General features: G+C 59.7%; 16 protein-coding genes. 3 read left to right on the plus strand and 13 right to left on the minus strand.

The features are described 5' to 3' along the window. Window positions 1–8: 8 nt before the first annotated feature. From NWF24_RS20025 to NWF24_RS20060, 8 genes are all read right to left on the minus strand, one after another. Window positions 9–1,001, minus strand: a complete 993-nt coding sequence (locus NWF24_RS20025) for a Bug family tripartite tricarboxylate transporter substrate binding protein (RefSeq protein ID WP_258350048.1) — start codon at window positions 999–1,001, stop codon at window positions 9–11. 6 nt (window positions 1,002–1,007) lie between these two features. Continuing rightward, entirely contained in the window at window positions 1,008–1,940 is a 933-nt protein-coding gene (locus NWF24_RS20030; RefSeq protein ID WP_258350049.1) for a dihydrodipicolinate synthase family protein, read from the minus strand. Between the two features lie 27 nt (window positions 1,941–1,967). Further along, window positions 1,968–3,632: a hydantoinase B/oxoprolinase family protein gene (locus tag NWF24_RS20035; protein ID WP_258350050.1), complete on the minus strand. Its 1,665-nt coding sequence runs from the start codon at window positions 3,630–3,632 to the stop codon at window positions 1,968–1,970. Beyond that, on the minus strand, window positions 3,629–5,653 hold the full coding sequence (locus NWF24_RS20040; RefSeq protein ID WP_258350051.1) for a hydantoinase/oxoprolinase family protein: 2,025 nt from the start codon (window positions 5,651–5,653) through the stop codon (window positions 3,629–3,631). Before NWF24_RS20040 ends, NWF24_RS20035 begins: the two co-directional genes overlap by 4 nt. A 316-nt stretch (window positions 5,654–5,969) precedes the next feature. After that, window positions 5,970–6,326 carry a TonB-dependent receptor domain-containing protein gene (locus tag NWF24_RS20045; RefSeq protein WP_309148886.1) on the minus strand — a complete coding sequence of 119 codons (357 nt, stop codon included), beginning with the start codon at window positions 6,324–6,326 and terminating at the stop codon, window positions 5,970–5,972. 190 nt (window positions 6,327–6,516) lie between these two features. After that, a complete protein-coding gene (locus NWF24_RS20050; RefSeq protein WP_258350053.1) occupies window positions 6,517–7,281 on the minus strand; it encodes a pyridoxamine 5'-phosphate oxidase family protein in 765 nt (254 codons plus the stop codon). A 185-nt stretch (window positions 7,282–7,466) separates the two neighbouring features. Next, a complete protein-coding gene (locus tag NWF24_RS20055) occupies window positions 7,467–7,814 on the minus strand; it encodes a RidA family protein (protein WP_258350054.1) in 348 nt (115 codons plus the stop codon). Between the two features lie 98 nt (window positions 7,815–7,912). Next, a complete protein-coding gene (locus NWF24_RS20060) occupies window positions 7,913–8,950 on the minus strand; it encodes a tripartite tricarboxylate transporter substrate binding protein (RefSeq protein WP_258350055.1) in 1,038 nt (345 codons plus the stop codon). Here NWF24_RS20060 and NWF24_RS20065 point away from each other — a divergent pair. Both NWF24_RS20065 and NWF24_RS20070 read left to right on the plus strand, forming a co-directional pair. Next, a complete protein-coding gene (locus NWF24_RS20065; protein WP_258350056.1) occupies window positions 8,931–10,139 on the plus strand; it encodes a Bug family tripartite tricarboxylate transporter substrate binding protein in 1,209 nt (402 codons plus the stop codon). The genes NWF24_RS20060 and NWF24_RS20065 overlap by 20 nt on opposite strands. Window positions 10,140–10,155: 16 nt before the next feature. Beyond that, window positions 10,156–10,992 carry a carbon-nitrogen hydrolase family protein gene (locus NWF24_RS20070; RefSeq protein ID WP_258350057.1) on the plus strand — a complete coding sequence of 279 codons (837 nt, stop codon included), beginning with the start codon at window positions 10,156–10,158 and terminating at the stop codon, window positions 10,990–10,992. 19 nt (window positions 10,993–11,011) lie between these two features. Here NWF24_RS20070 and pdxR read toward each other — a convergent pair whose 3' ends face one another. Together pdxR and NWF24_RS20080 are read right to left on the minus strand one after the other, a co-directional pair. Next, window positions 11,012–12,481, minus strand: a complete 1,470-nt coding sequence (gene pdxR / locus NWF24_RS20075) for a MocR-like pyridoxine biosynthesis transcription factor PdxR (RefSeq protein ID WP_258350058.1) — start codon at window positions 12,479–12,481, stop codon at window positions 11,012–11,014. 153 nt (window positions 12,482–12,634) lie between these two features. Further along, window positions 12,635–14,116, minus strand: coding sequence for an FAD-dependent monooxygenase (locus tag NWF24_RS20080; RefSeq protein ID WP_258350059.1), 1,482 nt, complete (start codon window positions 14,114–14,116; stop codon window positions 12,635–12,637). A gap of 61 nt (window positions 14,117–14,177) precedes the next feature. Between NWF24_RS20080 and NWF24_RS20085 the strand changes: the two genes are divergently transcribed. Then, window positions 14,178–14,639 (plus strand): MarR family winged helix-turn-helix transcriptional regulator, encoded by a 462-nt coding sequence (locus NWF24_RS20085; protein WP_258350060.1) that lies wholly within the window; start codon window positions 14,178–14,180, stop codon window positions 14,637–14,639. Window positions 14,640–15,100: 461 nt separating this feature from the next. Here the strand turns inward: NWF24_RS20085 and NWF24_RS20090 are convergent, their stop codons facing one another. From NWF24_RS20090 to NWF24_RS20105, 3 genes are all read right to left on the minus strand, one after another. Then, complete coding sequence (locus NWF24_RS20090; RefSeq protein WP_258350061.1) at window positions 15,101–15,703, minus strand: chlorite dismutase family protein; 603 nt, start codon at window positions 15,701–15,703, stop codon at window positions 15,101–15,103. A gap of 261 nt (window positions 15,704–15,964) precedes the next feature. Next, entirely contained in the window at window positions 15,965–16,807 is an 843-nt protein-coding gene (locus tag NWF24_RS20100) for a sulfite exporter TauE/SafE family protein (RefSeq protein WP_258350062.1), read from the minus strand. Window positions 16,808–16,874: 67 nt separating this feature from the next. Then, complete coding sequence (locus NWF24_RS20105) at window positions 16,875–17,294, minus strand: GlcG/HbpS family heme-binding protein (RefSeq protein ID WP_258350063.1); 420 nt, start codon at window positions 17,292–17,294, stop codon at window positions 16,875–16,877. Window positions 17,295–18,014: the final 720 nt, after the last annotated feature.

An 18,014-nucleotide genomic window follows, 5' to 3' on the forward strand; every position in this document is an offset into this window, starting at 1 on the left:
CGCACCTTCTACTGCGGCTCCACGCCGGCCGCCCGAACCGCCGCGCCCCACTTCTTTAATTCCGTGCCCAAGAATTGCGAGAAGTCGGCTGGCGTTCCGCCAGCCGCCACGGCGCCGTTCTTGCGCAATGCCTCCCTGAAGTTACTGTGCAACACCGCCGTGTTCACCGCGTCATTGAGCGTCTTGCGAACCTCATCGGGGAGCTTCGCAGGCCCAAGCAGGCCCCACCAGACGGATGCGTCGGCGTCGTAACCCAGCTCTCTCATGGTTGGGATGTCGGGCAATAGCTCCGATCGCTTGGTACCCAACTGCGCGATGGCACGGAAGCCTTTGTCTGCATCTACGAAGGGGGCAAGCGCTGCCTCCGTATCGACGATTGCATCGACCTGGCGCCCTCTAAACGCATTGACCGCAGGAGCCGTGCCGTTGAATGGAACGTGAAGCAACTGCAGACCGGAGGCATTGAAGGCCAGGACACCGGAAAGATGAGACGTGGTTCCGGCCCCCCCAGACGCCCAGTTGAGCGCTCGGCTCTTGGCCAACTTGTGGAACTCGGAGAAATCCTTCGCTGGCACGTTCGCATTGATAGCGATCGTCATGGGGCCGGTTGCGACAAGGGCGATCGGCGTGAAATTTCGAACGGAGTCATAGGGCAACGCCTTGAAGAGGAACGGGCTAATCGCGAGATTCCCGGAGCCACTGAAGAGAATGGTGTAACCGTCTGGCGCAGATCGCGCGACAGCGCCCTGGCCGACAATGCCGCCCGCACCACCGCGGTTGTCCACAATTACAGGCTGCCCCAACGAGCTCTCAAGTTCCTTGGCGATCAGTCGCGCGATGAGGTCGGATCCTCCGCCTGCGGTGTAGGGGACGATCATCCGGATAGGCCTGTCCGGAAAAGATGCCGCGTAGGCGCCGGTCGCAACGAGACCCGCGACGCTTGCCGCCAGCACGGCAAGAAAGCCGCGTTTCGTGCGCAGGAAAATGGGTGGGGTCATCATGCAGCCCTAGTCCAAGTGAAGCTGGCACAGTGAATCAAGCGCAGCCGCTATCGTCGCCCTGTCTTTGGCGCTTACCCTCAGCATTGGCGCGCGAAGTTCGCCGGCAGGTCGGCCGACCAATTCCAGGGCTGCGAGCAGCGATCGAGGCAAACCAGGCCGGACCAGAGCCTGCAGCAACGGCTGCAGCGCTCGGCCGATGTCGAGGGAACGCTGCAAGTCGCGCTTCGTTACCGCTGCCTCATATAGTGCGAGCGTAGCCTTTGGAGCAACCAGAGGTGCTGCTGTGCACCATCCACGACAGCCCAGCATGAGTGCTGGGACGGCAAAGGTATTCTTGCCCGCGAAAATCTCAAGACGTCCGTCGTTGCGCAACAGCAAGTCCTGCAGCCGCTCCACATCGGCTGAACTGTCTTTCAGCATGGTCACGGACGGTATCTTGGTCAACTCCAACAACTCATCCGCGGTCATCAACCCGCCGGACTTCATCGAGGTGTCGTACACCATGATCGGCAGCGTGGTCCGGTCAGCCAACTTGTCGTAGAAATTGAAGATCTCTTGCGAAGTGAGACGCCAGTCGCTGGTGGGGGCAGCCAGCAATGCACTCGCACCGCATTTCTCGGCGAAGCGGGCAGTACGAACGGCCTCTTCGACACTGCTTCCGCTAGCACCAACGATGACCGGAAGCCGGCCTGACGCGCGCGAGCATACGGATTCAATCACTTGCTCGCGCTCGTCCGGCGTCAGGTAGGCATTGAGGCCCGCCGAACCCAAGGGAGCGATGCCATGAACACCGTCGGCAACAAGTCGGTCGACCAATTCACACAGACGCGCCGTGTCGATCTTGCCCTTTTGGTCGAAGGGCGTGATCAGATAGGCAATCACCCCGTGGAGTCCACGTAGTCTGTAATTCTGGCCTTGCAATTGCTGTGGCATGTTCATGATGAGTGCTTTCTTAGAGCCATCTGGTCAAAGGCTCGTTTTCATCGCAGTCTCGACGGCGAGTTCAGTGACATAGCCATCGGCCAGGTCCGAAGCGATGCGCTCGGCACTACGCTCTCGCACGTCGCCGTGTCCCGCGCCGCCCGAAGTGCAGACCGTCACGACATCCCCCTTGCGCATGACAGCAGGACGGTGGTGATCAAACGCCGTGGTTTGGCCTTCGCGCGCCACCTGGCATTTCGCCAAGGAGCCCGCAAGACCTCCGGCCAGGCCATCCGGTCGCACTGAAAACCGATCCCCGAAGCAGGAGAACTCCACGCCATCGGTCAAGACTTCATAGCTTCGCTTCAAGCCAAGGCCACCGCGGAATTTTCCATAGCCGCAGCTGTCGATGGCCAGCGCGTACTCGCGAATTCGGATGTGCGGGTACTCCATGTCCATCGCTTCGACCGGCGTATTGGTCACATTCGAAAGAGACGCTGCGATGCCATCCGCGCCGTCTTCGGTCGGCGCCGCGCCGAAACCGCCACCATGCACTTCGTGCGCGATCTTCAGCCGACCGTCTGCGAGGCGATGAGCGAAGCGGGTCACGATGGACGCATCGAAACCCGAAGAAATGGCCACGGAAGGCAGTGCGCGGGCCATCGCTTTCATCGTTGCGCAGTAGATCCGATAGCACGCTTCCATGCGCGCACCTACCGCTGCAGGGGTGATCGGGTTGACGAAGCTCCCACTAGGGAATGCCACGGATACGGGACGCAAGGTGCCTTCATTGAAAGGCACATCCGAGGGAACCAACAACGCCTTGACGCAGCTGAAAGCGGCGGCCAGGCTGGATGCCAAGGGCGCATTCATGTTGTCGTCGAACTGCCCAGAGGTTCCAGCGTAGTCCAGACTCAGTGTGTCGTTGTTCACCGTGACCTTTACCCTCACCGTCAACGGTTTTCCGTCTACGCCACAGTCGTCCAGACAATCTTCACCTTCGAAGGAACCCACGGGCAATTTACGGATGCTTGCACGCAGGACAGCTTCCGAGTAGTCGATGAGGTGAGCCATGGCAGACGAAATTGCGTCTGGACCATATCTGCGCGCAAGCTCGAGGATCCGCTGCTCACCCAGGGCATTGGCCGCAAATTGAGCTTCAAAGTCACCAATGGTCTGCTCAGGTATGCGGATATTCGCGCAGAACAATTGCCGTAGCGGGCTGTCTTCATGCCAATCGGTGTCGAAGCGCAACTTCATCGGTGGGAAGACGACGCCTTCCTGGTAAAGGTCGAGCGATGAGCGGTTGATGCTCTTGCGACCACCGATGTCCAAATGGTGCGCAGTGGAACCGCAGAAGCAGATCAGCTGACCCTCGTGGAAAACCGGCGTGAAGATGAAGACGTCCTGGAGGTGCTGGCCGCCGTGGTAAGGGTGGTTGTTGATGAAGAAATCACCCTCGGTGAGGGTCTCGATCGGAAACCTGTCCAAGCAAGGCCGCAGGGTTGTTCCCATCGAACCGAGTTGGATGGGGATCATTTCGGCCTGGGCGACGATCTGGCCATTTCGATCCAGAATCGCCGTCGATGCGTCACGGGCCTCCCGGATGATGGGAGAGTACGCAGAGTTGACGAGCTTCTGCCCCATCTCCTTTGCAGTCGCGAGGAGCGATTGACCAATGATTGACAGGTCGATGACGTCGATCTTCATTTCGCATCCCCTTCGCGGATCATGATCAGGCAGTTGCTTTTTTCGTGGAGGGTGGCGGTCCAGTTCGGCGGTATGTACATCGTGGAGGTCTCGGCATCCACAATCGCGGGCCCCTTGATCGCCTCGCCCCGATCAGGCCAGCCAACAATCTCGCAGTTGCGGAACTCGCGCCCCTCAAGGATTCGGCATGTGGACCGCGTCGACCTTTGAGGCGTACCCTCGATCCCGGTTACCCCGACCTCCGACGTGCCTGCCGTCAGGCCGCAGCGCAGGCCAACGATTTCGATTGGCCGTCGACTACCAGGACGAAAGTTCATCTGGCCGGCGACTGCTTCTTCATAAAGCTGGCGAAGCAGTACTTCACTTACAGCATCGAAGGGATGCTGGCCCAGCGGGACATCGAGCTCGAACGCTTGCCCCACGTAGCGCATCTGGAGCGTGTATTCCACATCAAACGCTCCTTGAACGCCTGCTGCGCGAAGGCGCTTCCGCGCGCGCTCCTCCAAGTCGCCAAGAGCCGTGGCAAGGCTCGCTCGGACGTCCTGATTGAATGGAATCTTCCGAGTGGCGGTCTCGTAGACCGTGAACTGCGACGCAAGCAGCCCGAGCGCCGAAAGTACGCCGGCATGCCGTGGGAGGAGGACTTCCACGGCACCAAGCTGTTCAGCGATGCGACCCGCATGCAATGGACCAGCCCCACCGAAAGCCATGAGCGTATGCTGCCGCGGATCTTTGCCCACTTCTGTCGACACGGCTTGTATAGCGCGAACGATGTTGGCGTTGGCCACGCGGATGGCGCTGTCAGCAAGCGCTTCGACCGAGCATTCGAATGCCTCCGCCAGATCTGCAAAGACGGCGCGCGCCGCCGCGACATCCAGGGCCGACTTTCCACCGAGGAATCGGTCCGGACGCAGAGTGCCGCATACAACGTGAGCATCGGTGATCGTGGGCACTTTGCCGCCTCGCCCATAGGCGGCGGGACCCGGCATCGCGCCGCTGGATGTCGGCCCGACTCGAAGCATGCCCCCCTCGTCACGCCAGATGTGGCTACCGCCGCCGGCGCCGACCGTGGAGATGTCCAGAACAGGGGAGCGCACCGGAAGTCCGTCGATGCTCGTGCCCGATTTCAGGGCGGGTTTATTGTTCGAGATTAGACAAACATCCGCGCTTGTGCCCCCCATATCGAAGGTGATGATGTCCTTGCGGCCTGCTTGCCCGGCCAAAAGGTTGGCCCCCGCAACCCCCGCTGCTGGTCCGGAGTACAGCGCGGTGATCGGATTCTTCTGCATTGCAGTGGCAGGCAACCTGCCGCCGTTGGACTGCATCAAGCTCACCTGCCCCGGAAATCCACCGTTACGCAGTCCCTTCTGAATACCTTCCAGATAGCGAGAGATTACGGGTTGAACGTATGCCGAAAGCGTCGTTGTCGAGAAGCGTTCGTACTCGCGGAATTCAGGCGAGATTTCATGAGAACACATCGTTCCAATTTCAGGCAAGATCTGCAGGACAATGTTTCGCACTTGGCGTTCATGGTCAGGATTGGCGTAGCTGTTCAGGAACGCGATGGCGACCACCTCCGGTGAGAACTCGCGTATCGCTCGAGCGAGCTTCTCCTTCGCAGCAGCGTCGTTGAGCGGTTCAATGACCGAACCATCCGCGGCGATGCGCTCATCCAGTTCGACCACGTGGCGTCGCGAAAGAACAGGTTCAGGCTTGCGGTACACCAACTCGTAGCTGCGCGCACGGTTCTGGCGCTGGATCCAAAGAACGTCACGAAAGCCGCGCGTCGTGATCAGCAGTACCCGCGATCCTTTGCGCTCCAGGACTGCGTTGGTGGCGACGGTGGAGCCATGTGCCAGTTCCTCGATCTTCGATAGATCCAGGTCCGCCGCCTTCAGCGCGTCCGCAAATCCCTGCTCCGGATTCGCAGGGGTGCTTGGAACTTTCGTCACGCGGACGCGACCTTGATCGATGCAGATCAGATCGGTGAACGTCCCGCCGATTTCAATGCCGACTCGCATTACGCTGCACCTCGTTTGATCGAAGCAGCAACTCGCTCAATACGGTGAGCCGTGTTTTTGAATACTCTCTGGCATGAAGAATTCACGATCATTTGCTCCTCTCGGATACTGACAAAGACGCAGGGGTGCCGCAGTCTAGAGAGATGCAGGCGCGACCTACAGGGCCATTTCCATGCCGCGCGACGGTGCCACTACGACCCCTCCAATCGGGGGCCTGGCGGGACGACTGGAAGCAGCAAACAACCGATTGCGCGTCGCAGCCACGCACGTGGTCCGGTCGTTCAAGCCGCCCCGGGGCTGCTTCAGGGGATTTGCGCTACCAGCGGGCGGACACCTTCACCTGCAGCGTGCGCGACTGTTCGAAGAACTGGCCGGCGCCCGCTATGTAGGTCTTGTTGAAAAGGTTGCTTGCATTCAGCGCGAAGGTGCAAGAACCGTGTTCGTAGCGGATGGTCGCGTCGAACACGGTGTAGGCCGGGTTGAACTGGCTGTTGTCCACTGTGGCCGGAACCTTGCCGACATATCGCGCGCCTCCATCCACGCTCCAGCCCCGAAGTTCGGGACTGCCCAAGCGGTAGTCGAACCACACCGCCGCCGTGTTGTGCGCGGTCCTGAACGGCTGCTTGCCCAGCTCTGCCGCGTTCAGGGTGTGGGTGACTCTCGCATCGAGGATGCGTGAGGCTGGACGCCAGCTTGAGCCGTCATGTCGGTGCGACTCTCATTTCGAACTCTGGCCCGCGGGGGTGCGCACCTCACCAATTTGTATGAGGAGGTAGAACTGGTCTGAGTCTGTGCTCCAGACGTTGCGCTTGCGCAGATCAAAGGCCGATGGCGCGAAGAGCGCATCAACGCCTGGCATACTATCAGCTGGCACTTCCAGGGGCTCGACTCTTCGGGAGAGAGGCCTCCTCGGGATACGCAAGGGCTTGTGCCTCGGCCAACGCCTCTTCCAGAAGTCGCCCTGGCCGGTAGCCCTCGAGGGCTTGCGGCCGCACGACGCCTGCAACCAGGCGTGGACATTGCTGCGGTTCGCCGATCACCATCTTGACCGGCAGCCGCTCCGCATAGATCGGCAGCGCGTAGTCCTCGTCTTCGTCGACAACGCCGCGTGCTCGGATCTTGGCGGATGCGCGCTCGATGTCCATCGCAATGACGGATGTGCCTTTGATCTCCTGACGCGAACTCTTACGCAAGCTGGCCGTTCTGCCGGGGAACAGACGGTCAACCATCATGACCAGTGCCCTCTCTTTCTCATCCTGATCGATAACCAGGCGTGCCTTGCCAAACGCCATCACCGAACGATAGTCTGCCGAGTGATTGAAGCCGGACCGTGCAAGCACAAGACTGTCGAGATGCGTGACGGTCAGGCAGGCAGGCTCGCCTTCTGCAAGGTTACGCAGCATGCGACTGGCGGCACTCCCATGCCAAAAGAGCGTCGTGCCTTCACGCCAAAAGAAGGTCGGCGTACAAAACGGCTGGCTGTCTACTACGTAGGACACGTGGCACAGCATGGCGGCGTCCAGCAATGCGTGGATCGTAGCGTGATCATAGAAGCCGCGATCATGCCGACGCTTGAGCTGGTTGGTCGCATCGACGGGGTAGGCGATAGTAGTTGGTTGTTCCGACATTGTTTTTCCAGAAAGATGACGAGAAGGGGAAGATCTATTTGGCCGCGGCGCAGATTGTGTGAGGCGGGTTAGTGCGCGAACAGATCCAATTTCGACTGGGAGTTCCGACCAATCCCCAATGTGAGGCGACGGCGGCACGACGCCATCGGAAGTGCCTTAGACAACCCTCGGGAGAGAAGTACAGCTCAGCGAACCGCTGTCACCATGATTTCCACAGACAGCTTCGGATTCGCAAGCTTCGCCTCCACACATGCGCGCGCCGGAAGGTTGGCAGGGTCTACCCACTCCATCCAGACCTCATTCATAGCTGCCCGATCCTGAATATCGGTCAGCCAGATATTGACGCGGAGGATCCTCGACTTATGACTGCCGCTGAGCGCTAGCAGGTGGTCGATCTTGTCGAGGATCTGTCGGGTTTGTCCTTTGACGTCGCGTTCTGCGTCCGCCGCCACGATGCCGGCTAGATAGACAATGTTTCCGTGTACAACGGCATTCGAGAGAATTCCCGACGGTTCATGACGTGTGATATCCATGACGCAATCCTTTTTTTGAGCGTTGCTTTGGTTGAGGGGGAGTGAGGTGTTCTACGGCTCAACCATCCGAGAGGAGGTTTAAACGAGACACCGATTGATCAGTTGCTGGGAAGATTCAGCGAGGCAGCCAATCCACCCAAGGTAGCCTCGTCTCTTCTTAGCCGTTTCATGGCTTCCTCCGGCGTATCGAAGACGGGTGTGAGACCGATGTCTACAAGCCTGGCACGCTCTGTGGCGTTCTGCGCTATCCCCTTCGCCATCGCCTGCTGGATGAATTGAAGTACCTCAGGTGGTGTACCTCGAGGGGCGGCAATTCCAAACCAAGCCGAGGATTCGAAGTCCTGACCCTGTTCCTTCGCAGTTGGAACAGTTGGCAACCGAGGAAGACGGGTCGGCGTAGTGACAAAGAGGGCTCTGGCCTGGCCGCCCTCGAAGCTTGGAATCATTCCGCTCACGTCGTTGACCATGAGATCGGCATGGCCGCCTGCAAGATCGGCCATCGCAGGGGCGGTTCCTTTGTAAGGAACAATCGTAAATTGCGTCCCGGTTGCCTTGCCAAACATCAACGCTGTCAGATGGCCATGACTGCCAAGCGAAGACACCGCCACCCGAATACCACCCGGGTCTTTCTTCGCCAAAGCGACGAGAGATTTAACATCGGTCACCGCCAAGTCGGTTCTGGCGAAGAATCCGAAGGGCACGTCCACCAGAATGCTGACTGGTGTCAGTTCATGCGCATTGAAGTCCTTGTAGACCGCTGGCGCAACCGCCATGGTCGCGCTGGACGTCATGACCAGCGTATAGCCATCGGGCTTTGACTTAGCGACGAACCTGCTGGCGATTGTCCCTCCTGCGCCAGGCTTGTTGTCTACGATGACCGCTTGACCACCCGCACTTCGCAGAACTTCCGCAACCTTGCGAGCCAGAATGTCTGTGGTGCCCCCGGCAGCAAACGGCACGATGATCGAGATTGGCCTGGTCGGATACTGTGCGTACGCAGTTCCAGTCATGCACAGAACTCCAAGCAAAGTGTTCAGCCAGACCAGCTTTCCAATGAGTCGCTCAAGCCGGCGCGTGACGCCGGCGGCTTTACGGCCTTCGCGCAATTGAAAGAACATGTTGAACTCCTTCGGCATCGTGGCGATGCCTGATTGGAACGGTGGAGCTACTCTAGAGTCGAATTTTCCTGCGCAACAGTGCCATTTTTCATTTATCGAACAGAGCCAGATTCGATTCGCCTTCCGCGCAGAAGTGGAACCACGCGGCCAGGATGGATTGGCCCTCGACCCTCTGGTGGATCGGCTCTTTAATCGCGGCGTACTCCCCATCTGGACGCGCGCCATGACACTCTTACGCTTCAAGACGCTCCTTCGGCAGTCGCTCGCGGTCTGCGGTTTGCTTGGCGCGGCCGTGGTCCAGTCCCAAGCCCAACCCGCATACCCCACCAAGACCGTCACCATCGTCGTGCCCTATCCAGCTGGCGGCACTACCGATGTCCTGGCACGATTGATTGCCGACGTGCTGCGCAAGCAAGGCGGGCAACCCGTGGTAGTCGAGAACCAGTCCGGTGCCGGCGGCTCCATAGCTGGACGGCGTGTGATCACGGCGGCGCCCGACGGGCATACGTTGCTCATGACATCAAGCGGCATCAACGCGGTCACGCCTACGGTCTACAAGGAATTCAAGCCGCTTGAAGGCCTCACGCAAGTCAGCGTGCTGGTTGACGTGCCCTTCGTGATGGTGGTCGGCAAGAAATTCCCGGTACAGAATCTTCCCGACTTCATCGCCTATGCGAAGCAGCGCCCCGGCAGTGTGACGATCGGCAATGTCAGCCTCGGAAGCCACGGCCACTTGGCGCAACTGCTCTTCGACAAGGCCGCGGGCGTTAACCTGATACCGGTTCCCTACAGGGGAAGCACGCCCGCCATCAACGATCTGCTCGGTGGCCAAATCGACGGGATGATCGACAACGTTAGCGTGCAGAAGCCGTTCATCGAAAGTGGCAAGGTGCAGGCACTGTTCGTCACAAGCCGACAGCGTTCCGATGTGCTGGCTGATGTGCCGACAGCGAAGGAATTGGGCCTGCCCTTCGAATCAATGGCATGGTTCGGTCTCGCGGCGCCGCGCAATACCTCCCCCGAGATTGTCAAGGCGTTGCGCGACATGGTCGCGGCCGGCTTCAAGGACAAAGAGCAGCGGCAGAAGTTGATCCAAGCCGGGCTGACGCCGGTGTTCGGGACGTCGGCTGAGGCCAACGAGCGCGTGAAGGTTGAATCGCGCACGCTCGGGGACCTCGCGGCGGCACTGAATTTGCCGAGAAACTGAAAACAGGAAACTGAGCATGAAGGCCGAATTGAAAATCAGCGCGATCCAGATGAACTCGGGCGCAAACCGCCAGGAGAACATCCATCAGGCGCAGGCTCTTATGGTTGCGGCTATTCGTAGCGATGCGCCAGACCTGCTCCTGCTCCCAGAGTATTTCGACTTCTATGGCGGTGAACAGGAAGGCAAGCTCACTGAGGCAGGCGTCGTACCGGACGGATCTGCCTGCCGCTTCCTGAGCAGCTTCGCCCGCGAGCACCGGGTGTGGGTGCATGCGGGCTCGGTGGTCGAACGCATCAACGGTGACTCACGCGTGTTCAACACCACGGTAGTGTTCGACCGCGACGGCGCACTGGTTGCAACTTACCGAAAGATCCATTTGTTCGACATCACCGCACCCGACGGCACGCAGTATCACGAGTCGGCCACAGTCAAGTCTGGCGACAGCGTCGTGACCTATGACGTCGAGGGTTTCAAGGTCGGCTGTGCCATCTGCTACGACATGCGCTTCTCGGATCTGTTCACCGCATTTGCGCGGCTGGGGGTGGACATCGTGGCGCTTCCCGCCGCCTTCGCGCTGCAAACCGGCAAGGACCATTGGGACGTGCTGCTGCGCTCTCGTGCTATCGAGACGCAGGCCTACGTGGTAGCGCCCGCGCAAGTCGGCACCTACGTGTCCAATGGCCAGAAACGACAGACCTTCGGCAATTCGCTGGTCAGCGACCCGTGGGGCCTCGTGATCGCGAGGGCCTCCGACGGATCGGGTTTCGTTTCGGCTCGCATCCAACGCTCGCAAATCGAGCGCGCTCGTTCGCTCATCCCCATGAACGCCCATCGCAAGACCATCGGCATCTGATCTTCGCCGCATTTACCTTCTAGAGCAGGGCGCGTGCAAGCGCATTCACACCAGCAACGATCTCGACTTCATCAAGCGAGCTATACCCTAGCAACAGACCGGCGCGCGGTAGCGGCCCTACGTAGAACGGAGCGATCGAATAGACGCCAATGCCTCTGCCGGCGGCACGCTCGACGATCTCGTCGATCTGCGACGCCGGCCGATCCTTGAACCACAGCAACACGTGCAAGCCGGCATTTGCCCCCTGCACACCCACGCGGTCGCCGAATGCTTGGCTCAGCGCCTTGAGCAGTGCCTGTCGACGCGCGGCATTGCGCGTTCGCGAGCGTCGCATATGACGTTCGAACTCTCCGCTTGCGATGAAATCGGCCAGCACTTGCTGTCCCGGCAGCGATGAGTGCCGGTCCGTGATGGACTTGATGCGTTGCAGCGTCGGCGTCAGCGCAGACGGCGAGATGATGTAGCCGAGCCGCAGAGAGGGCGCAAGGATCTTCGAGAAAGTGCCGAAGTAGACGACACGGCCATAAGTGTCGAGCGATTGGATAGCCTCGATTGGACGCCCGCTATAGCGATATTCGCTGTCGTAGTCGTCCTCCAGCACGAAGGTCTGTGAATCGTGCGCCCACTGCAGGAATTTCAGTCGTCTTGCCAGCATCATCACGCCCCCGGTCGGGAACTGGTGCGACGGCGTCACGTATGCCAGCTTCACACGGTGCTGCAGGCGCAGTATGCGGTCGACGTCGAGGCCTTCGGTGTCCACATCGATGTGATCGATCTTCGCGCCGAGCGCCTGGAACGCCACGCGCGCACCGGGATAGCTGGGGTTCTCCATCAGTACTCGGTCTCCGGGATCGATGAGCGCGCGCGCCACGATGTCCAGCGCTTGCTGCGAGCCGTTGACCACGGTCACGTCATCTGCCGTGCAGATGATGCCGCGGTGTTCGCGCACGTAGCGCACGATGGCTTCGCGCAGCGGCCAGTAGCCTGCGGGATCGGCATAGATGAGCGACTCCTTTGCTGGACGACGCATGCGTTGCGCGGCAATGACGCGCCATTCGTAGGCAGGAAAGTCCCCGAGATTGGGTACGCCGTAGCGGAAGTCGATGCGCAGTTGCGCATCCAGGGGTCGCAAGCCGCCGGTGGCCGGGCCTGCAACGCGCCTAGCATATTCGGACAAGTGCTCCTGCAGATCGAGAGATGATGCGCGCACCTCCCGTTGCAATGCCGTGCGCACGACCAACCCCTCGTCGGGAATCTTCGCGGCGACGAAGGTGCCGGCGCCGAGCCGTGCTTCCAGGTAGCCTTCAGCCAGCAACTGGTCATAGGACTGCATGATGGTGTTGCGCGAGACACCTAACTCGATAGCCAGATCGCGCGTGGACGGCAGGCGGTACTTTGGCAGCAGCGTCTTGCTCAACACGGCCGCGCGAATGCTGCGGTAGATCTGGCTGTAGAGCGGACCCTCGCGGTCCAGGTCGGGAAGCAACATGCGCGGCTCTTCCTAGGGGCGGTCGGTGGTCACGAGTGGCACTGTCGATCTCTGAGGAATCAGTACTTTTCCAGGACTGATTGAATCATGATGATCGTTTCGAAGGCAATCGAGGTACCCCCGTTTCGCCACCAATTGGCACCCTTCGGTTTATCAGACTTTCAAGCGCTCTAGGAAGCCACTGAGTTTCGTTGCGAATGACAGTGGCCCCTGGAATTTCAGCTTGCCGCTGAGAAATGCACTCTGGGGACTGAACCGGCCGTCGATCAATGCCAGGAAATCTTCGTCTCCCATCGAGACAACATGATCGACGACATCATCGCCTCGCCTCACGCCTGCGGAGCCTTTTCTGAAATCGACGATCCAGCTGCCACCAGCCTCGCCAGAAATATCAAAGCGAACGACAGCCGCCAGCTGCTGCTGCAAGGCTGTGTCTCGGGTACATTCAGCGACACGCCGGGCAAAGAAATCGGGAAGAGTGATCCTTTGCGTGCCGATAAGGGATCCATTCATGGCCTTCTTTCGCAGCGATTGGTACGATTCGGATCGCCCGTTCTGCTTCTCCGCGACGATGCCTTGGAGTCCTTGTGCCGCAATCCGAGCGGCCTTTTCTGCGCGATCGAACATGATCGTTTCAAAAGCCTCGATGGCCTGTCTCCAATCGCGCCCCGAGGTAATTGCCACCCCCAGATCTGCGGCATCCGCCATGGCCCCGTTGGCTCCTTCTCCACCGAATGGAGACATCAGATGGGCAGCGTCGCCGATGAGCGTAAGACCGGGATGGTTCGCCCAGCGGTGTCCCACAGGAAGTGCATGCAGGGGTCTGGCGGCCAGAAGGTTCGCAACCTCGAAGAATCTCAGTAACTCAGGCGAGAAATCAGAAAATTCCTTCAGCAATCTCTCTATGAATGGACGCGAGTCTGCAGTATCAACGGACAGCGGCTGTTCAGCCCGGAGAAACGCGTACACACGAATGTGAGAGTTCGAACTGCGCTGCGCCCCCATTGCTCGGCCAGAGCCTTTGGCAAAGAATTTTCCATTTCCGACGATCGACGCGAGCTCTGGAAATCTCTCGTCAATACGATCGATGCCTAACTCGACGACGGTGACATTTTCGTAAACAGGCACTGCATCAGACAGCGTCGGTCGCACATTGGACCAAGCGCCATCGGCTCCCACCACTAGGTCGAATGTCCCTGCCAGTTTCCCGTTGGAAATTACGGCGTGACGATCGTCAGTCTGCGGCTCCACCCGCTCGACTCTCTCCCCCCATCGAAGCGCGCTGTCCGGCAGCGAATGCAGCAACAGTTGACGCAACTGGGTGCGGTCGATTTCCGGGCGATCGCCATCCAGATTGGCCTCGGCGTAAAGAAGTGTGCCGTCCGGCGCATAGGCCTTGCTACCCTGATCGCCGTACCTGGCCAGTTCGTTGAACGCTGAATCGAGTCCAGCAAGTCGCAGAGCACGTCGCCCTGTCTGCTCATGCATGTCGAGTGAGCCGCCTTGAGGGCGGCAGAGCGCATGAGAGTCCCTGTCGAATACGGTGGCATCCAAGCCTCGCATATGAAGAATACGCGCAAGAGTAAGGCCGCCAGGGCCGGCACCGATGATCGCGGTGGAAGGGTTTGCAGTCACACGAACCTCTCAGATTGGTTAATATATAGCCAACTATATACATGCATAGGATGCGATGCAAATGGAACTTTCAGAGCCATGGGAGTTGCAGGTCAAGTCGGCAAGACTCATCAACAGCGCTGCGCGCGGGCTTGCTCGGCTCGCCGATACCCGTATGCGGGAACTGGGCTTGAGAATCGGTCAGCTCCCGGTATTCGTGGCGCTCAAAGGAGGAGCACGGCTCTCACAGAGAGACCTCGCCCGCATAGCGGGAGTGGAACAGCCGAGCATGGCGGCTTTGCTCGCTCGGATGGAGCGTGATGGCCTGGTACGTCGGGAGCCGGACCCCACAGATGGGCGAAGCAGCCTCGTCTCGCTGACCGCAGTAGCAATGGAGAACATGCGCCCGGCACGAGCAATTCTTGCGCAAGGCAATCAGGAGGCACTGCAAGGTTTCAGCGCCGAAGAAATCGATCGGTTTGTCGAAATGCTGGAGCGTGTAGTTGCCAACTTGGATGCGGCAGCCCCAGAGAAAAAGAACTGAACTGAATGGATCGCCACGGTTCTCGTGCGGATGAGGCCAACGCCTCGCCTCGCATTGCATTGCATTGCATCACGGCGATGCGTGTCAGGTTGTGAAGGAGCGAATCTACGACAGTAGCTCTGTCTTAAGCAAGCCTCGAACGTTGAGTGCGGCCAAGCAAACTTGGAGCGCAACGAGAGCCTCGCACGCGTGTGCGAGGCCCAAGTCACATCCACAGCTGCATTTCTTCTTTGGGCTCGTGGCGGTGCGCAGCCCACACTCCGGAGCCGGTACGGCTTGGCCCGACAGCTCAACACAGAGACAACGCTAGAGATCAAGCAGACCCCGGCCTCTCGCGCCGCCAGAGGACCATCTGTTGTCGATCGTCAAACGCGTGCTTGTGCACCGCCGCCTGCAGCGGGGAATTGGCTACGCTCGATGAGCACCCCGACAGGTAGAAAACTGCGCCGGCCGACGTTCAATCAGTCTCGCTCTAGTCGAACCTCTACTTCACGTTCGACAAATCGCCACTCTGGCGTAGCACGAAGGGCCTCCAGCAACTCGACGAATAGAGACTCGTCTGACGGAGAAAATTCAAACCAAGTGAGGAAATCAAAAGGCTGAACAAAGCTCAAGTCGCGGCAATGATGGAGCCGCCGTGCAATAGGCGGTAAGTACCTCAGCCCGATTTCGATGTGGCGCGACTGCGCTTCAAGCACATCGCGTCGCTCGTCTTGGGTCAGTGCCCACCAGTCGCCGCTCTTCTTTATGGGGATGAGGACTGCACGGAAGGCATCGGGTCGGCTGAGTCCCTCTTGCTTTTGCACAAGTGCAGTTTTCTCTGTGCGTGTTACGTACCGCTCGTTGCTTGTGGCTCCGCTTAACGTCCACGCCGCGGGGTTTTCCGGAAGTATCGAAGTCACGTCCAGGCGAGGAGCCAACGGTAAGCCATCTCCCTTTATATTCAAAATGCTCTTGATCTCCCAAGCTCCAATTGCACCTGCAGAGAAATGAAACAGTCTTGGCGAGGGTGTTGCGAGCACGGCCATGAATTTTTTCTCGAATTGAAAGAAAGAATTGTGCACGGGCAGTTATCCCCTGCCCACACCACTGGACTGCAATCCAAGGAAAACCTGCTGATAGCCAGCGTGCCACGACTTCACTTTTCCGACATCCCGCGCTCTCGATGCCCTGCGGCAAGAGCGCCAAGGGCCTTCCCATCGGGCTGCAACAGGCGGGCCGCTGGTATGACGATGACTACCTGCTGGCCATCGCGCGGTTGGTCGAGCACGCACTCGGCTGAATGTCTTCCTTCTTCCGGCAGTCCGAGGACAGTCGGTCGGTAGTCACGCAGTCGAAACGGCCAGGCGGACCGCGCTCGCCATGAGAAGCACCGCAAAGAGACGGCGCAGCAGCTTCTCGTCGAGCCGTTTCGTCAGTCGGGAGCCAGCCGAGACACCCACCGCGCCGACAGCAAAAAGTATGGCTGCGGCAACCAGGTTGACATAGCCAAAACTGCCGATGGGCAGGTTCTCGGCAGTTGAGCCCGCCAAGGCGAGCGACGCCGCACCTGGCAGGGCAATTGCCATCCCAAGCGTTGCACTCGTTCCGATTGCGTGGCGCATCTTCGCGCCCGAAAGATGAAGCACCGGAACGGTCAACGTCGCGCCCCCGATGCCAACGAGTGTCGAGACGCATCCGATCGCAAGCCCCAGGACTCCCATGGCCGGCTTCCCAAGGCGTTGCGGCCGAGTCTGCTCACTTGCAATTGCTTGTGGTTTCGACTGGCCGACCATTCGCCAGGAGGTCAATGCCGCGACCGCGACAAATAGCCAGGCAAGGGCATGAGCATCGAGCCGTCGCCCAACAACTCCAGCAGCGATGGAGCCAAGCAGCGCAGCAGGCAGGAGCGGCTTCAGCATCGCAATGTCGACGTTGCCTTGACGCCAGTGAGAGCGCGCGCCGAGCACTGATAGCGGCACAACCGCCGCGAGCGAAGTGCCGACGACAAGATGGAGCCGCACATCTGCGGGAACGCCGAGTCTCTCGAATGCCTGATACAGCGTCGGAATGACGATCATGCCGCCTCCGCCGCCAAAAAGCCCGCCCACGAATCCCGCGGCGAAGCCGGCGCAAGCCACCACGACAGAGAAGCCAAACACCGCGTTGAGGTCTGGTGTGGAGATCATTGCCTGTCCGACTGCGCCGCTCCATGCGTCGCTCCGGTGCTCCCCGCTCGCATCTCAAGCCGCTCGTTCAATGAGAATTTCCCGGCGAAATCTTGTCCTTCAGCAGCTCGATCGCCGTCAGCGCGCACCGCTCGTCCTGAAGACCGCTTGGCGCACCTGCAACGCCAATCGCACCAATGACCTCGCCGCCTGCGTTGACCGGAACGCCTCCACCCAGCAGCAAGAAGCCGGGGATGTAGGTCAGATAGGCAGGACCACCTGGCGCCCGGGATCGTTCGCCTAGCGCTTGCGTCGATACCCTGGACGATGCGGATGTGTAAGCCTTCTCCCGCGCCGCAACCAACGTATGTGGCCCGGCCATATCCGAGCGGCTCGCAACGCGCTCCTGGCCCGCGCGGTCATCGACCACCACCGAAACGTTGAACCCGGCGGCAGTGCAAGTAGCGATCGCCTGGCTTGCCAGTTGCGACGCCAACTCGAGAGTCATGTTTCTCTCGAGTCGCACCGGTTGAGCGCTGGCGGAACTGCTGCAAGACAGGGCGACGAGTGAGAGTGCCAGGGGAATCAGGAGATGGCGTTGCATTGTTCGGTCTCGGTGTCTCGTTTGGCGAAGGCCCAGGCGATCAGGAACACGCAGCGAATGCTAGGAGAGGCGATCGATACATAGAAATACCGGTTTCGAATCGACATTCATACGCTGTAGATATCTATCTGTCCGCTCACTGATGAAGAGCCTTGTGCGGCACGATTGCATGAATGAGCACCGTACTCTCAGGTTGGGCTGTGCCGGCAGCTCGTTACCCGCATGACGGAAGCAAAGGCAAAGGCACCGCCCAAGCACGCGGGTTTCCGTATCCATCCCTCCGCAGCTAGCTGCGCCCGAACCAAAGCGCAGCGAATTCCAAGTCCACGATAACAACACCTGCTTAAACGCCCTATTAGCGGTGGTTGATTCAGCCTCAGGTCTCAACTCGCGATAACGGAAGTCATGAGAACACTCCCTCCCGTCACTCGGACCGATCGTCGACCGCAACTAACGATAAGGCGGCGTTTACGAAGGTTGGCTTTGGTGAACGGCGAGGGCCAGCACCACGCTATTGGTGGACGCTTGATCATCTCGCGATAGCGAGAGTCACGAGCGCACCCCACTACAGTCGGTTAGTCACACACCTAAAGCGTCGAGTACGCTCAGCTACCGTTTTGTTGC

It is taken from the genome of Variovorax paradoxus, assembly GCF_024734665.1.
Classification (GTDB): domain Bacteria; phylum Pseudomonadota; class Gammaproteobacteria; order Burkholderiales; family Burkholderiaceae_C; genus Variovorax.

Excerpts from the sequence above, each read along its gene's own strand:
- NWF24_RS20025 (WP_258350048.1), bottom strand. The coding sequence starts at position 1,001 with ATGATGACCCCACCCATTTTCCTGCGCACGAAACGCGGCTTTCTTGCC.
- NWF24_RS20085 (WP_258350060.1), top strand. The coding sequence starts at position 14,178 with ATGGAACTTTCAGAGCCATGGGAGTTGCAGGTCAAGTCGGCAAGACTC.
- NWF24_RS20050 (WP_258350053.1), bottom strand. The coding sequence starts at position 7,281 with ATGTCGGAACAACCAACTACTATCGCCTACCCCGTCGATGCGACCAAC.
- NWF24_RS20035 (WP_258350050.1), bottom strand. The coding sequence starts at position 3,632 with ATGAAGATCGACGTCATCGACCTGTCAATCATTGGTCAATCGCTCCTC.
- NWF24_RS20055 (WP_258350054.1), bottom strand. The coding sequence starts at position 7,814 with ATGGATATCACACGTCATGAACCGTCGGGAATTCTCTCGAATGCCGTT.
- NWF24_RS20105 (WP_258350063.1), bottom strand. The coding sequence starts at position 17,294 with ATGACTCTCGAGTTGGCGTCGCAACTGGCAAGCCAGGCGATCGCTACT.
- NWF24_RS20065 (WP_258350056.1), top strand. The coding sequence starts at position 8,931 with ATGTTGAACTCCTTCGGCATCGTGGCGATGCCTGATTGGAACGGTGGA.
- NWF24_RS20030 (WP_258350049.1), bottom strand. The coding sequence starts at position 1,940 with ATGAACATGCCACAGCAATTGCAAGGCCAGAATTACAGACTACGTGGA.
- NWF24_RS20100 (WP_258350062.1), bottom strand. The coding sequence starts at position 16,807 with ATGATCTCCACACCAGACCTCAACGCGGTGTTTGGCTTCTCTGTCGTG.
- NWF24_RS20040 (WP_258350051.1), bottom strand. The coding sequence starts at position 5,653 with ATGCGAGTCGGCATTGAAATCGGCGGGACGTTCACCGATCTGATCTGC.
- pdxR (WP_258350058.1), bottom strand. The coding sequence starts at position 12,481 with ATGTTGCTTCCCGACCTGGACCGCGAGGGTCCGCTCTACAGCCAGATC.
- NWF24_RS20060 (WP_258350055.1), bottom strand. The coding sequence starts at position 8,950 with ATGCCGAAGGAGTTCAACATGTTCTTTCAATTGCGCGAAGGCCGTAAA.
- NWF24_RS20070 (WP_258350057.1), top strand. The coding sequence starts at position 10,156 with ATGAAGGCCGAATTGAAAATCAGCGCGATCCAGATGAACTCGGGCGCA.